This is a genomic window from Streptomyces sp. NPDC015125 (assembly GCF_043080045.1).
In the GTDB taxonomy this organism is placed as follows: Bacteria; Actinomycetota; Actinomycetes; order Streptomycetales; family Streptomycetaceae; genus Streptomyces.
In genome coordinates this window covers 100,102-113,724 of the sequence record NZ_JBIBVF010000002.1, presented here as the reverse complement: position 1 = coordinate 113,724, position 13,623 = coordinate 100,102, and the positions used below count along the sequence as shown (strand labels likewise).

At 70.1% G+C, this 13,623-nt stretch carries 13 protein-coding genes; 6 read left to right on the top strand and 7 right to left on the bottom strand.

Annotation, left to right across the window (positions count from 1 at the left end; genetic code table 11):
- Positions 1-13: 13 nt before the first annotated feature.
- A complete protein-coding gene (locus ACF088_RS05510) occupies positions 14-1,063 on the bottom strand; it encodes a LacI family DNA-binding transcriptional regulator (protein ID WP_392374101.1) in 1,050 nt (349 codons plus the stop codon).
- Between the two features lie 349 nt (positions 1,064-1,412).
- Here ACF088_RS05510 and ACF088_RS05505 point away from each other — a divergent pair, with 349 nt between their 5' ends.
- Complete coding sequence (locus ACF088_RS05505; RefSeq protein WP_392374100.1) at positions 1,413-2,360, top strand: nucleoside hydrolase; 948 nt, start codon at positions 1,413-1,415, stop codon at positions 2,358-2,360.
- Positions 2,357-3,799, top strand: a complete 1,443-nt coding sequence (locus ACF088_RS05500) for an MFS transporter (protein ID WP_392374099.1) — start codon at positions 2,357-2,359, stop codon at positions 3,797-3,799. Before ACF088_RS05505 ends, ACF088_RS05500 begins: the two co-directional genes overlap by 4 nt.
- Before the next feature lie 110 nt (positions 3,800-3,909).
- Here ACF088_RS05500 and ACF088_RS05495 read toward each other — a convergent pair whose 3' ends face one another.
- The gene (locus ACF088_RS05495) at positions 3,910-5,049 is read right to left on the bottom strand and encodes a Vms1/Ankzf1 family peptidyl-tRNA hydrolase (RefSeq protein WP_392374098.1); all 1,140 of its coding nucleotides are present in this window, start codon (positions 5,047-5,049) and stop codon (positions 3,910-3,912) included.
- A gap of 361 nt (positions 5,050-5,410) precedes the next feature.
- Here ACF088_RS05495 and ACF088_RS05490 point away from each other — a divergent pair, with 361 nt between their 5' ends.
- The 3 genes from ACF088_RS05490 (at position 5,411) to ACF088_RS05480 (ending at position 7,997) form a co-directional block, all read left to right on the top strand.
- Positions 5,411-5,827, top strand: a complete 417-nt coding sequence (locus ACF088_RS05490; RefSeq protein ID WP_392374097.1) for a DUF2795 domain-containing protein — start codon at positions 5,411-5,413, stop codon at positions 5,825-5,827.
- Positions 5,828-5,945: 118 nt separating this feature from the next.
- On the top strand, positions 5,946-6,428 hold the full coding sequence (locus ACF088_RS05485; protein ID WP_392374096.1) for a DUF5709 domain-containing protein: 483 nt from the start codon (positions 5,946-5,948) through the stop codon (positions 6,426-6,428).
- A gap of 261 nt (positions 6,429-6,689) precedes the next feature.
- Complete coding sequence (locus ACF088_RS05480; protein WP_392374950.1) at positions 6,690-7,997, top strand: NAD(P)/FAD-dependent oxidoreductase; 1,308 nt, start codon at positions 6,690-6,692, stop codon at positions 7,995-7,997.
- An 85-nt stretch (positions 7,998-8,082) separates the two neighbouring features.
- Here ACF088_RS05480 and ACF088_RS05475 read toward each other — a convergent pair whose 3' ends face one another.
- The 4 genes from ACF088_RS05475 to ACF088_RS05460 form a co-directional block, all read right to left on the bottom strand.
- The gene (locus ACF088_RS05475) at positions 8,083-8,493 is read right to left on the bottom strand and encodes an Asp23/Gls24 family envelope stress response protein (RefSeq protein WP_392374095.1); all 411 of its coding nucleotides are present in this window, start codon (positions 8,491-8,493) and stop codon (positions 8,083-8,085) included.
- Between the two features lie 457 nt (positions 8,494-8,950).
- Positions 8,951-9,304 (bottom strand): hypothetical protein, encoded by a 354-nt coding sequence (locus tag ACF088_RS05470; protein ID WP_392374094.1) that lies wholly within the window; start codon positions 9,302-9,304, stop codon positions 8,951-8,953.
- Between the two features lie 12 nt (positions 9,305-9,316).
- On the bottom strand, positions 9,317-11,050 hold the full coding sequence (gene ctaD, locus ACF088_RS05465) for a cytochrome c oxidase subunit I (RefSeq protein ID WP_392374093.1): 1,734 nt from the start codon (positions 11,048-11,050) through the stop codon (positions 9,317-9,319).
- 290 nt (positions 11,051-11,340) lie between these two features.
- Positions 11,341-12,297 carry an amidohydrolase family protein gene (locus ACF088_RS05460; RefSeq protein WP_392374092.1) on the bottom strand — a complete coding sequence of 319 codons (957 nt, stop codon included), beginning with the start codon at positions 12,295-12,297 and terminating at the stop codon, positions 11,341-11,343.
- Positions 12,298-12,356: 59 nt separating this feature from the next.
- Here ACF088_RS05460 and ACF088_RS05455 point away from each other — a divergent pair, with 59 nt between their 5' ends.
- The gene (locus tag ACF088_RS05455; RefSeq protein ID WP_392374091.1) at positions 12,357-12,857 is read left to right on the top strand and encodes a MarR family winged helix-turn-helix transcriptional regulator; all 501 of its coding nucleotides are present in this window, start codon (positions 12,357-12,359) and stop codon (positions 12,855-12,857) included.
- 146 nt (positions 12,858-13,003) lie between these two features.
- On the opposite strand, the gene ACF088_RS05450 is transcribed toward ACF088_RS05455, so the two are convergent.
- Positions 13,004-13,378, bottom strand: a complete 375-nt coding sequence (locus tag ACF088_RS05450) for a DUF2267 domain-containing protein (protein ID WP_392374090.1) — start codon at positions 13,376-13,378, stop codon at positions 13,004-13,006.
- Between the last annotated feature and the right edge of the window lie 245 nt (positions 13,379-13,623).

Genomic DNA, 13,623 nt, shown 5'->3' with positions numbered 1-13,623 from the left:
CCGTGGCGACCGGTCAGCCCCTGGGGGCCCTCGACGCTTCAGCGCAAGGCTCGCCGGGCGTGCCGGCGGGTGCGCTGGAGGCCCGTACGACCAGCTGCGGTGCCAGCCGGACCGTGCGTCGCGGCCCGGGCTCCGCCCCGGCCGGACCGCGGCTCAGCAGGCGGGCGGCTTCGGCGGCCAGTTCGCCGACCGGCTGGCGGACGGTGGTCAGCGCCGGGTCGGCGAGGCCCGCGAGCGGGATGTCGTCGAAGCCGGTGACGGCGACCTCGCCCGGCACCTCCGCGCCCAGCTGCCGCAGCCGTTGCAGTGCACCGGCGGCGATGAGGTCGTTGGCACAGATCAGGGCGTCCGGGCGGGACGGCCAGACGCGGTCGACGGCTGCCCGTCCCCACTCCACCGAGAAGTCGCCGAGTTCGATGCGCCCGGGGGCCGTGGGGTCCAGCGCCGCGGCCCCCGCCTCGTAGGCCGCGCGCCGTTCGACCGCCGCCGACGCGGTCCCGGCCGCACCGACAAAGCACGGGCGGCGGCGGCCGGTGGCAGCCAGATGATCGAGCACCAGGGCCATACCGGCCGCGTTGTCGACGGCGACGGAGTCGGCGACACCGGGTCCGCAGCCGCGGTCGAGCAGCACCAGCGGCACCCGGGCGGCCGCACCGGCGACCGCTTCCCGGCTGCGCCGCTCGTCGACGGGTATCAGCAGCAAGGCGTCGACCTGCCGCCCCAGGAGCGCGTTGATCCGGGCCGCCTCGGTCACCGGGTCGTCGTCGCAGTCGGCGAGGAGCACGGCCCGCCCCTCGGCGTGCAGGGCGTGCTCCAGCTCCCGGACGAGGGAGGGGAAGAACGGATTGGTGATCTGCGGCAGCACGAGTCCGACGGTGCCGGTGGAACGGCTGCGCAGGGCTCGGGCCACCTGGTTGGGCCGGTAGCCCAGGCGCTCGGCCGCCGCGCGTACGGTGCGTGCGGTCTCCGCGCCGACCGGCCGGGTGCCGGCCAGGACACGGGAGACCGTGGCAATGGAGCAGTCCGACGCCAGCGCGACATCCCTCAACGTGACTTCGGCCACCGTCTCCCGGCTCCCTTCGTTCGGCCCGCCCGAACCGGAGGGAGCATACGCCCCCTTGTCCACCCGGCAAACGTTGTCCCGTCAGAGGCGGACCCCCCGGCCGTTGCCCCCGCTCTTCGTCCCGATAACGTCCGGATGGCCAGAGATTGAACCATTGACAACCCGCAGGTCCATGGGTCAAGTTTCCGGAGAACGTTTTCCATGCTGCTCGCTCGCCGGCTGACCCCACGCCCGGGCTCACCATGGGTGACCGCCGGGCGCGCTGTGCGCCGGAGCCCATGCCGGCCCGCACACACCACACCTTCATCACCGCTTTTCCGAGCAGCAGCAGAGCAAAGGGGCTCCTCCGTTGGCCAGAAAGATCATCCTCGACTGCGACCCGGGGCATGACGATGCGATCGCCATGCTCCTGGCACATGGCAATCCCGACGTCGAGCTGGTCGCCGTGACGACCGTGGTCGGGAACCAGACGCTGGAGAAGGTGACCCGCAACGCGCTGTCCGTGGCGCGCATCGCCGGGATCACGGGCGTGCCCTTTGCCGCCGGCTGCCCGCGTCCGCTGGTGCGGGCCATCGAGACGGCGCCGGACATCCACGGTGAGACCGGTCTTGACGGCCCGGACCTGCCCGAGCCGGCCTTCGAGCTGGACCGCCGGCATGCGGTGGACCTGATCATCGACACGGTGATGTCCCACGAGCCCGGCGAGATCACCATCGTCCCGACCGCGGGCCTGACGAACATCGCCCTGGCCGTACGCAAGGAGCCGCGGATCGCCGAGCGGGTCCGCGAGGTCGTCCTGATGGGCGGCGGCTACCACGAGGGCAACTGGAGCGCGGTTGCCGAGTTCAACATCATCATCGACCCCGAGGCCGCGCACATCGTCTTCAACGAGGGCTGGCCGGTGACCATGGTCGGCCTCGATCTGACGCATCAGGCGCTGGCCACCCCGGCCGTCGAGGAGAAGATCGCCGCCGTCGGCACCAAACCTGCCCGCTTCGTCCTGGAGCTGCTGGACTTCTTCCGCGAGGCCTACCGCGAGAACCAGGGCTTCGACCACCCGCCGGTGCACGACCCGTGCGCGGTCGCCTATGTCATCGACCCGGACGTCATGACCGTACGCAAGGCCCCGGTGGACATCGAGCTGCGCGGCGCGCTGACGGTCGGGATGACCGTGACGGACTTCCGCGCGCCCGCCCCCGACGACTGCACCACCCAGGTCGCGGTCAAGCTCGACCACGAGCGGTTCTGGAACCTGGTCGTGGACGCACTCGAGCGGATCGGTGACGTCGAGGCATGAACGTTTCCACCACCCGGCGCCCCGTCGGGGCGACGGACGGCAGCGGGTCCGGCGTCCGGATAGGTGTCCTGGTCGCGGCGCTGCTCGCGGCGTGCTTCGCCTTCCAGCTCAACGCGAGCATGCTCAGCCCCGCGCTGAAGAACATCGAGGACTCCCTCGGCGCCAGTTCCGCCGAGATCGGCCTCACCCAGACCGCGTTCTTCACCTCGGCGGCGCTGTTCTCCCTGTTCCTCCCGCGGCTGGGCGATGTCATCGGCCGCCGCCGGGTACTGGCCGGCATGCTCGGCCTGATGGTCGTCGGATGTGTGGTCGCCGCGCTGGCGACCAGCGTGCCGATGCTGTTCGCCGGCCGCGTCATCCAGGGTGTCAGCGGTCCGGTCGTCCCGTTGTGCCTGATCATGCTGCGGGTCGAGGTGAAGGAGCCGAAGCGGTACGGCACCCTGCTCGGCGTGATCACCGCCGTCAACGGCGGGATCGCCGGTGTCGACTCCCTCGCGGGCGGCTACCTCGCCGACCGGCACGGTTTCGGGTCGGTCTTCTGGGCGATGGCGGTCGTTGCGGCCCTGGCCACCGTGCTGGTCGCCACCCTGACGCCCGAGTCGAAGGCGCCGGCGGCGACCCGTATGGACTGGCCCGGGGTCGCGCTGCTCGTCGTCTCCGTGGGCTCGCTGCTGATCGCGCTCAACGAGGCGGGCAAGCTGGCCGCCGCCGACTGGCCGCTGATCGCGGTTCTCCTCGTGCTGTCCGCGGCCGCCTTCGCGCTGTTCTGGCGGACCGAGAACCGCAGCGGGCACCCGCTGGTCGCCACCCGGCACCTCAAGCAGCGGGCGACCTGGGCGACCCTGCTGACCACCGTCCTGACCATGACCGGTGTGTTCGCCGTCATGAACGGGCTGATCCCGGCCTTCGCCCAGGACGCCCAGGCCGGGCTCGGCATGAGCGCCGAGGCCTCCGCATGGTGGACGCTGTCGCCGTACGCGCTCGCCGGACTGGCCATGGGTCCGCTGGCCGGCCGCCTCGCCGCCACCTTCGGCTACGGCCGCATCCTGCGGTGCGGCCTGGTCGGGTCGGTGGCGACGGTCGTGCTGATGCTGCTCACCATGCACAGCCATGCGCAGGTCCTGCTGCTGGTGACGTCCATCCTGGTGGGCATCGCCTACGCGGGCGTGGCGAACATCGTCCTCAACGGGCTGGGCATCGTCCTCTCCCCCGCCGAGAACCCGGGCTTCCTGCCCGGCCTCAACGCGGGCGCGTTCAACCTCGGCGCGGGACTCAGCTTTGCGCTCCTCTACGCGGTCAAGACCGCCGCGACACCGGCGGACCCGTCCTCCCCCGGCGGCTACACCGCGGGCATGATCGCGGGCGTGGTCATCCTGACCGCGGCCATTGCGACGTCCTTCCTGATCCCGAAGCCGGTGGCCGCCGAAGCCCAGGGCTGAGGCAGGCGCCTGCTACCGCCTCGCCGCCCGCCGCCGGATTCCCGGCCGGCGGGCGGTGTGGTGAGCGCCCCGCGTACTGCGCGCCGAGCGGAAGCACCTGGCCATCCGGATCACTCCGGCGCCGCTTCCACCGTCCCCCGCAGGATGGCGCCGAGCCCGCCGGTCGGTGCACGGTCGGGGTCCCGGACCACCACGATGTCGGCCCCGGTCGCGGCCGCCGACCGCACCAGGGCGTCATCCGCCCGTGCGACCGCTGGATGTTCCTCCCCCAGGTACGTCAACTCCGTTCCGCGTACGGCGAGTTGGTCGGCGTCGGTGCCCACCCACACCTGCCGGGCGATGTCCGCGCCGTGCGGGCTGACCAGCAGGGTGTCGATCCGGTGTTCCCGCGCCGCCTCGATCAGGGCGGGGATACCGGCCGCGGCATGCGGGGCGCTCTCGTTCCCCGGCCCGGCGCCGGTGCGGAAGCGGTCCGCCACCTGCGCGATGTGTTCGCGCTCCCAGTCCGCTCTGACCTGGGCGATGTCCCGGTCCACCAGTGCGCTCTCGGCACCGGGCGCACGCCCGCCGTGTGCGCTCTCGTAGGTGAGGGCACGCAGCGGTTCGGGCAGCTTCTCGTGCACCAGGTGGCGTTCGCGCGCCTCCCCGACCAGTACGACGGCCTCGGCACCGCTCCTCTCGAAGGCCTCGCGCACCGCGCCGGCGAGGTCTCCGGCGTTGTGCTCCCAGGTGTTCTCCGTCGTGGTCCGGAAGTGCCGTTCGGACGGGTCGCCCGAGGAGGTGCCGGGCAGGGGCCGTACGGCGCGGCCGCCCCGGCCGGTGCTCTCGGCGCCCCGTTCACCGACGAGGGCGAAGTCCGCGCCGGTCCGGTCGAGACGGACCACGAGGCAGACGGGGTCGTCGCCGATGGCCGCCAGCAAGGGGGTGACCCTGGGCACCGGGCCCCAGGCCGCGAAGGGGGTGGCCGGGGGTCCGGGGAGCGGAGTGTCGAGCACGGTCTCACCATGGGCGGCGAACAACACCCGCCCGGTGTGCGCCCCGCGACCGCCTTCCTGCGGCATGAGCAGGGCCTCGTGCACGGCCCCGCAGGTGGCCTCGTCCGCGCCGAGCGCGAACAACTGCGCCGTGGTGGCGCTTGCCATCAACTCTTGCTGTTTTGCGGCGTCCTCGGTGCTGAGCGGGACAGTGGCATAGACGGATGCCCAGGGGCCTGGCCGGTTGATGACCGGTTGCAGGAGCGAGAGTCGCATGGCGCTGCCTCCTTGGCTTCCTTGACTTCCTCGGATTCCGCGGCTTCCTCGGGTTCCTCGGGTTCCGAGGATTCTCCCGTGGTGGTGGGCTGTCATCGGTGTGCGGCCGGTGTCATCGGTATGCCGTTATGCGGCTGGGTGACTTACGAATTCCCGTTCCCGAAAAGCGTATGCATGGCGGGCATATGCATCTGCCGTCACGTTGCGCGCATGCCCGGATGATTTCCGTGTGCGCGGCGGAAAAGCCACCGCCGGGTTGTACCGGGTTGTATAAGGCGCCGTCGGGTTGTTAGGGCTGGGGGACCAGGGAAACTGGGAGTAACGCGTCGGGTCCGTAGGACTCGTAGAGCCGGAGGCACCCATGGTCATGGAACACGGCACGGACAAGACCGGCCCCGCCCGGGATGACGTGATGAAGAAGCAACTGCGGGGGCAATTGACGGCGGAGCGCTCCCTGCGGACCGATGAGGAGCACGAACTCCAGCCGGCGGGAGAGGACCAGCCGGTGGCGGCGTGGTCCCCCGAGAGCGACTTCAGGGGCGGCACGCCGAGCGGGATGAGCGAGCAGGATGTCGGGCTGCGTTCCGAACTGGCCCAGCACCTCGGGCGCAGCCTGTATCCGGCCGACAAGTACGCGATCATCGAAACCCTCCGGCGGAACAACGCACCGGACCGGCTGATCGCGATGGCCGAGCGGCTGCCCGCACACGAGCGGTTCGGCAATGTGCAGAGCATCGCCGAGGCCGTCGGCATCGCGACGGAGCACCGACGCGCCTGAGGCGGCGGGGGCGTGCCTGCTGGCGCTGCCGCGAGACGCCAGGAGGCGGACAATCGGTTGTACACGCACCTGCCGCACCCCGCGGCCGGGCCGACGAAGGCGGAGAAGGAGGGCGGTTATGTCCGACGACGCAATGGGCGACGAGGTCTATCAGCCGCCCAGATCCGACCCCCAGGACAACCCCAACGACCTCGACATGGAGGACGCCCTGGACGAGCCGGATCTCGACGAGACGCTGGACACGGGCTATTCGCCTCCGGAGCGGCCCTTCGTGGTGAACCACGAGGGGACCACCGCGCAGGAGCTGCACGACCGCGAGACGCTCGACCACCGGCTGGCAGTGGAGGTACCGGACGTCTGCGCGCCCGACGGCGACGGCATCGGCGACCTGCCGGGCGGGGTGGGGGAACCCACGGACCTCGAATGCGGCGAGGAGCGGGCCGGCCGGCTCGTGGGCTCCGACGAGGGATTCTGGCGCGGGGGCAGCAATGACATCGCCGCCCGGGACGTCGGCATCGACGGCGGTGCCGCGTCGGCGGAGGAGGCGGCGGTGCATATCGCGCGGGACAATGCGGGGGACGGGGAACGGGAGAGCGGCTGATCGCCTGCGGGGGTTCCCTTGCGGTTGCCCGCGGGGGTTCCCGTGCGGTTGCCCGCGGGGATTCCCTTCCGGCCGAACAGCGGAGCGCAACGACACCACCATGTGTATCCGACCGCTCACCGGTTAACCGACAGGGCACCACGCCCTCGGCGTCTCTGCGCGGGCCGTCCGCTCACACCGGACCGCGACCGTCGCGCTCGCGCGGCGCCGGAGCATCCCTCGACCGCAGGAGTCCACGTGAACCGACGTCGTCCTCGGATCGTGATCGTCGGAGCCGGCTTCGCCGGATTCGAATGCGCCCGTACGCTCTCCCGGCTGGCCAAGGGAGCCGCCGAGATCGTGCTCCTCAACCCCCAGGACTACTTTCTGTATGTGCCGCTGCTGCCGGAAGTGGCGGCCGGAATTCTCGAACCCCGCCGGGTTGCGGTATCGCTCACCGGGAGCCTGCCGGGCACCCGGCTCGTCCTCGGGCAGGCCCACGACCTGGACTTCGATGCCCGTCAGGTGCGCTACACCGACCCCGAGGGCGGGAAGGGCGCGCTGTCCTACGACCGGCTGGTCCTGACGGTCGGCAGCGTCAACAAGCTGCTGCCCGTCCCCGGCGTCGCCGAGCATGCCCACGGCTTCCGCGGGATGCCCGAAGCGCTGTACCTGCGCGATCACGTCACCCGCCAGATCGAACTGGCCGGTGCGGCCGAGGACCCGGCCGAGCGGTCCGCCAGGACCACTTTCGTGGTGGTGGGTGCCGGCTACACCGGAACCGAAGTCGCCGCCCACGGAGTGCTGTTCAGCGCTGACCTGGCCCGGCAGAACGCGGGACTGAAGGACGGTCCACGCCCCCGCTGGCTTCTGGTGGACGTCGCCGACCGGCTGCTGCCCGGGCTCGACGAACGGCTGTCGCACACCGCCGACCGGGTCCTGCGCTCTCGTGGCGTCGACATCCGCACCCGCACATCCGTCAAGGAAGCCACCGCCGACGGGGTGCTGCTCGACGACGGCGAGTTCATCCACAGCCGTTCCCTGATCTGGTGTGTGGGCGTACGGCCCGATCCGCTGGTCGACTCGTTGGGGCTGCCCACCGACAAGGGGCGGCTGTGCGTGGACAAGTTCCTGGGCGTGCCCGGCCGGCCGGAGGTGTTCGCCTGTGGTGACGCGGCGGCCGTTCCGGACCTGACGCGCCCCGGCAAGGTGACGCCGATGACCGCCCAGCACGCCCAGCGGCAGGGCAAGGTCGCGGCGCACAATGTCGCGGCGTCCTGCGGCCAGGGCTCACCGCGCGCCTATGAGCACCATGATCTGGGGTTCATGGTCGACCTGGGCGGCGTCCAGGCCGCCGCGAACCCCCTGCATCTCCCGATCTCCGGCCCGCTCGCCGCGGCCGTCACCCGCGGCTACCACCTGATGGCGATGCCGGGCAACCGTGTCCGGGTGGCCGCCGACTGGTTCCTCGACGCCGTGTTGCCGCGCCATGGCGTTCAGCTGGGTCTGCTCAACTCCTGGTCGGTGCCGCTGGACACGGAATCCCCCGAGCTGCCGCGCCTGCCGGAGGGCAGGTCCGCCACGAGGTAAGCCGCCCTCGCCCGCAAACCTCGAAGGGGTCTTCAAAGGGAGTTTTCAGAGGGGGCCTTGAAAGGGTGCTCCCCTGATGCACCCCCTACTGCACCCGTTCTTCTTCCTCCTCTTCGGGGAGCCACACATCGCTCACCGCGATATTGACTTCCACGACCTGGAGACCGGTCATCCCCTCGACCGCGGAAATCACGTTCTCGCGCACCGCTCTCCCCACCTCGGGGATGACCTCGCCGTAATCGACGACGATGTCCAGGTCGACCGCGGCCTGTTTCTCGCCGACTTCGACCTTGACGCCGTGCACGGTGGTGGTGCCTCCTCCGGGTACGCGTTTGCGCAGTGCGCCCACCGATCTCGAAAATCCGCTGCCGAGGGCATGGACCCCGTCCGATTCAGCGGCCGCCAGAAAGGCAATTTTTGCGACCACACCATCGGCGATGGTCGTCCGCCCCAGGTTCCCGGTGTTCCGCGCCCCGCGCTCTGCGAACTCGGTCATCGCGCCTCACCTCTTCGCTCCATCGAGGGGAAGTCTTCGGACCCTCTCTTCACGCTATGGCCGTCCGGGTGACGCTGCCTCCCGAAGCGGGGCGGGACGGCTCCGGGGAGGGAGAGACGAACCGGCATCCCGGCACCAACCGACCCTTTGCCGGTCCGGCAAAGAGGTTTGTCCGCGCACCGCGGGCGGACCCTCGGCCCATCCCCGGGGGTCCCCCTCCGCACCCCCCGGCGGACCCCCCGGATGCCCCCCCCGGATGCCCCCCGCCGAGGCGATACGGCGCGGCAGCGGAGATACCGCCGCCACCGTTCTCACGCGGCCGCACGCGGGGCCGGTCCGGCGGTCGGCTCTCGGCGGCGGTCGGCCCTCGGCGGCGGTCGGCCCGGATGCCTCCTCAGGCTGCGGGCATGGCGGCGGGCGGTTACCGGCCCCGCCCCCTGACGGTGCACGGCGCCGCTCAGCAGGCCGCCAGCAGCAGGACGTTCACCAGCACCAGGGCGGCCAGCAGGGCCAGCACGGCTGCCAGGACACGGCGTTTGAGGAAGTCATAGCGCTGCTGGTACTCCCGGCGGAGCTGGAGTGCCCGGGTGGCGGTGCGGGTGACGGCCCGCTGCGAGAGGTCGAGCTGTCGCCGGGCCAAGAGACGTACCAACTCTTGCCGTTGGGCAGATGTCGGCCAGTCGAGGGCATCGACAAAAGCTTCGGCGTCGGCGCGGGCTCGGTCGATCTCCGCCTGCCACAGCAGGTACCCCTCGATGTCGGCGATACCCGCCTGGACGGTGCGGCTGTCCGGCGTGGGGTTGTCGGTCATGGCGCAACCCGCTCAGCGCGGCTCGTCCCCCGAAGGGCGGTCGGTACGACCTGGCACTTCCGGTGCGGCCGCATCGCGCCGGGCGGCCTTCCTAGCGCTTTCCAGGGCGGCGACGTCGGGGTGATGCAGGTCGAAGGCCGGCGACTCGGAACGGATCCGGGGCAGCGTGGTGAAGTTGTGACGCGGCGGCGGGCACGAGGTGGCCCACTCCAGGGAGCGACCGTAGCCCCACGGGTCGTCGGCAGCTTGCTTCGGGGCGTACTTGGCCGTTTTCCAGACGTTGTAGAGGAACGGCAGCACCGAGAGACCCAGCAGGAACGAACCGATGCTGGAGATCGTGTTCAGCGTGGTGAAGCCATCGGACGCCAGATAGTCAGCATAGCGGCGGGGCATTCCTTCGACACCCAGCCAGTGCTGGATGAGAAAGGTGAGATGGAAACCGATGAACAAGGTCCAGAAGTGGATTTTACCGAGACGCTCGTCGAGCATTCTGCCGGTGAACTTGGGCCACCAGAAGTAGAACCCGGCGAACATCGCGAAGACCACGGTGCCGAACACGGTGTAGTGGAAGTGGGCGACGACGAAGTACGAGTCGGAGACATGGAAGTCCATCGGCGGTGAGGCCAGCAGAACACCGGTCAGTCCACCGAAGAGAAAGGTCACCAGGAAACCGATCGACCAGAGCATGGGGGTCTCGAAGGACAGCGAGCCGTGCCACATCGTGCCGACCCAGTTGAAGAACTTCACTCCGGTCGGGACCGCGATCAGGAAGGACATGAAGGAGAAGAACGGCAGGAGTACCGCTCCGGTCACAAACATGTGGTGCGCCCAGACCGTGACCGACAGCCCCGCGATGGAGATCGTCGCCGCGATCAGTCCGATGTATCCGAAGATGGGCTTACGGCTGAATACGGGGAAGATCTCGGTGACGATGCCGAAGAAGGGCAGCGCGATGATGTACACCTCGGGGTGGCCGAAGAACCAGAAGAGGTGCTGCCACAACAAGGAGCCCCCGTTCGCGGGGTCGAAGACATGCGCACCGAATTTCCGGTCCGCCTCCAGCACCAGCAGCGCGGCGGCCAGCACCGGAAAGGCGAGCAGCACCAGCACGGCCGTCAGCAGGATGTTCCAGGTGAAGATCGGCATCCGGAACATCGTCATGCCGGGCGCGCGCATACAGATGATCGTCGTGATGAAGTTGACCGACCCCAGGATGGTGCCGAAACCCGAGAAGGCCAGGCCCATCACCCACAGGTCGCCGCCGGTTCCGGGGGTGCGGAGGGGGCCGGACAGCGGGGTGTAGGCGGTCCAGCCGAAGTCGGCGGCCCCGTCCGGTGTGATGAAGGCGCTCAGGGCGATCAGGGAGCCGAACAGGTAGAGCCAGTACGCGAACATATTGAGCCGCGGGAAGGCCACATCGGGCGCGCCGATCTGCAAGGGCATGATCCAGTTCGCGAATCCGGCGAACAACGGCGTTGCGAAGATCAGCAGCATGATGGTGCCGTGCATCGTGAATGCCTGGTTGAACTGCTCGTTCGAGAGAATCTGCAGCCCCGGGCGGGCGAGCTCCGCCCGAATGGCGAGCGCCAGAATTCCGCCGACCATGAAGAACCCGAACGACGTGCCCAGGTAAAGCGTGCCGATCGTCTTGTGGTCGGTGGTCGTCAGCCAGTCCACCACTACTCGTCCGGCATTCCGCCGCCGCTTGACTGGTTGCAGCGATTCCGTCTGCTGAACGGCTGTCACGGTCCGCACTCCTCATCGCACGCGGTCGCCCCCTCGCCGGGCCGACGGTACAGACACCTCGGAAGACGCCAAAGAGGCTCGCCGCCGCAGACCATCAGTCACATCAAGGTGACAACGCGGCAATTCGCCGCGCGGACGAGGCCGGCGCCCCGAATGCTCCGCAAACGCGGCTCCCCGGCAGGCCGCGCCGGGTCGCCCCCGTGTGCCGGGTGCCCTGCCCCGGAGCGGGCACCTGCACACCGGAGGGCGGGGGCTGAGGGCGTCGGCGCGGTGCTTCCGTTCCCGTGCGGTCAGCTGGCGAGCCGGGGGAAGAGCACCTCGGCGTTGCCGCGGTCGACGGCGGTGCGCCGGGCGATGTCGAGGGGGTGGGCATCGAGTTGGCCGGTGACGTACGCGGCTCCCTCCGCGGTGGCGTGGGGATAGTCGCTGCCGAAGGTGATGCGGGCGGGATCCGCGAAGGCGAGGAGGTTGGGGAGGGTGTCGGGGTTGGCGGACAGCGCCGTGTCGAAGAAGAAGCGCCGCAGCTGGGCGAGGAGCGTCTCCCGGTCCATGACGGGATGGGCACCGGTGACCTGCTGATGGATCTCGAGGGTGAGGCTGATGCGGTGTGCGGCGTAGGGCAGGAATCCGCCGCCGTGGGACAGGAGGAAGACAATGTCCGGGTGGCGCGTGGTGGTGCCGGACAGGGTGAGGTTCATCGCGGCGCGGACGGTGTCCAGCAGGAAGTCGGCTGCGAACGGCGGGATGCCGGGGGTGGTGGGTCCGGGGAGGGCGGCCGGATGGACGAAGACCGTGGTACCGCGGCGGCCGAGTTCGGCCATGAGCGGCTCGAAGGCGGGGTCGCCGAGGTAGGTGCCGCGGTGGTTCGCGAGCAGGATCACGCCGTCGGCGCCGAGTTCGTCCAAGGCGCGGGCGGCTTCGTCCAGGGCTCCGTCGACGTCGGGTAGCGGGAGGGTGGCGAAGAAGCCGAAGCGGTCGGGGCGCGCCTTGACGGTTTCGGCGGCGTAGTCATTGACCTTGCGCGCCCAGTGGCGGGCTTCGGCGTCGTCGCCGAGGTGGGTGCCGGGGGTGGAGACGGACAGCACGGCGGTGGCGATCTCCTGGCTGTCCATGAAGGCGAGGTCGCTGCCGGCGCTCCAGGGGGGCACGGGAAGGCCGCCTGCGCTTTCGCCGCGGGAGAGCAGCCAGTCACGGTAGTCGGGCGGAGTGATGTGGTGATGGGTGTCGATACGGCCGCGGGTGGTCACGGTATGCACCTCTCCGTTAATTAGCAAGCTAAGTATTAGCTCGCTGGTAACGTACTCCCGTGACCCCCTCCCCGCAAGAAACGCGCGCCCCCGCCGACCCGGCAGCCGATGAGCTGCCGCAGGCCGACGACCCCCGGTTCCAGGAATTCACGCAGGCCGTGCAGCATCTCCTCACCGCGGTCCGGCGCACTCGCGGACGGCTGGCCGGACAGAGCCGCCCGACGCTCTCGCTCTCCCAGATCCAGCTCCTGGAGGCCCTCGCCGATCACGGAGCTCTCGGCGTCAGCGAGGTCGCCGAACACGCCGGCGTCGCCACACCCACGGCGACGCGCATGCTCAAGCAGCTCGAACGCGACGGCATCGTCACCCGCACCCGCGCTCCCGGGAACGAACGCCGCGTCGAGGTCGCCCTCACCGGCTCCGGCGCCGCCCTGCTCGCCGAGCACCGCGCCCGCCTGCGCGAACGCCAACTGCGGGCCTACCGCGACCTCAGCCCCGACCAGCGCGCCGCGATCACCGAACTCACCCGACGGCTCACGGAATTGATCGACGAGATGTGAGCCCGCGGGGCGGCCGACGTTCTTTCATCCGCTCGCCGTCAGGTATTCCCGGGTAGGTACCGGAGCAGTGGCTACTCCCTTTGGTATTCCCTCACCAGGATTTGACTTTCCCTCACCAGACCGGGCGCCGTAGGCGACTTGCACCTTCAGCCGGTCTCCACCAACTGCGCATATTTCTTGCCGAGTTGCGACATGGCGTGGTCGAACTCCTTCTGCGAGATGGCCTCGTGCAGCGTGCCGAGCACCGCGCGGACACCGCGGCCGGCTTCCGGCCGGGTCAGGCCGGTGCGCTCACGCACCCTGCGGATCGACTCGTCCGGCCCGAAGGTCTCCGTCTCGCCGCTCCCCCTCTGGAGCGAGCCGCGCAGCGACTCGGGAAGTTCGAGGGCCAGATCGCGGACTTCGCCGTTACTGAGCCGCACACCGAGTGTCTCAAGAGTGGCACGGGTGAGATCGGCCGCTTCCTGCCGCGAGAGTCCCGTCCGAATCGCCACCAGCTGGAAGAACTCCTTGTCGTCCATGCGAGCCTCCACATCGGAATCGAGGGGTGGGCGAGGGAGGCAACCTCACCCACCACCTTGCCACGCCCGCATCCCACGTGCGAGGCACCACAAGGACCGCCCCTCGCGGGCGGCGGGTCACCCACCACACCGGCCACCCGCTGTGACCGCATGGCCACCGGGCGCGCCAGGTGGCACCGGCAGCGGCGGCCGACGGGTGTGTGACACGCCCGGAGGTGCCGGCACCCGCACCTGTCCCTGCCGGG

Bases quoted from the DNA above. Each gene is read 5' to 3' on its own strand.
- ACF088_RS05470 (WP_392374094.1), bottom strand. From the start codon at position 9,304: ATGACCGACAACCCCACGCCGGACAGCCGCACCGTCCAGGCGGGTATC.
- ACF088_RS05475 (WP_392374095.1), bottom strand. From the start codon at position 8,493: ATGACCGAGTTCGCAGAGCGCGGGGCGCGGAACACCGGGAACCTGGGG.
- ACF088_RS05500 (WP_392374099.1), top strand. From the start codon at position 2,357: ATGAACGTTTCCACCACCCGGCGCCCCGTCGGGGCGACGGACGGCAGC.
- ACF088_RS05485 (WP_392374096.1), top strand. From the start codon at position 5,946: ATGTCCGACGACGCAATGGGCGACGAGGTCTATCAGCCGCCCAGATCC.
- ACF088_RS05490 (WP_392374097.1), top strand. From the start codon at position 5,411: ATGGTCATGGAACACGGCACGGACAAGACCGGCCCCGCCCGGGATGAC.
- ACF088_RS05450 (WP_392374090.1), bottom strand. From the start codon at position 13,378: ATGGACGACAAGGAGTTCTTCCAGCTGGTGGCGATTCGGACGGGACTC.
- ACF088_RS05495 (WP_392374098.1), bottom strand. From the start codon at position 5,049: ATGCGACTCTCGCTCCTGCAACCGGTCATCAACCGGCCAGGCCCCTGG.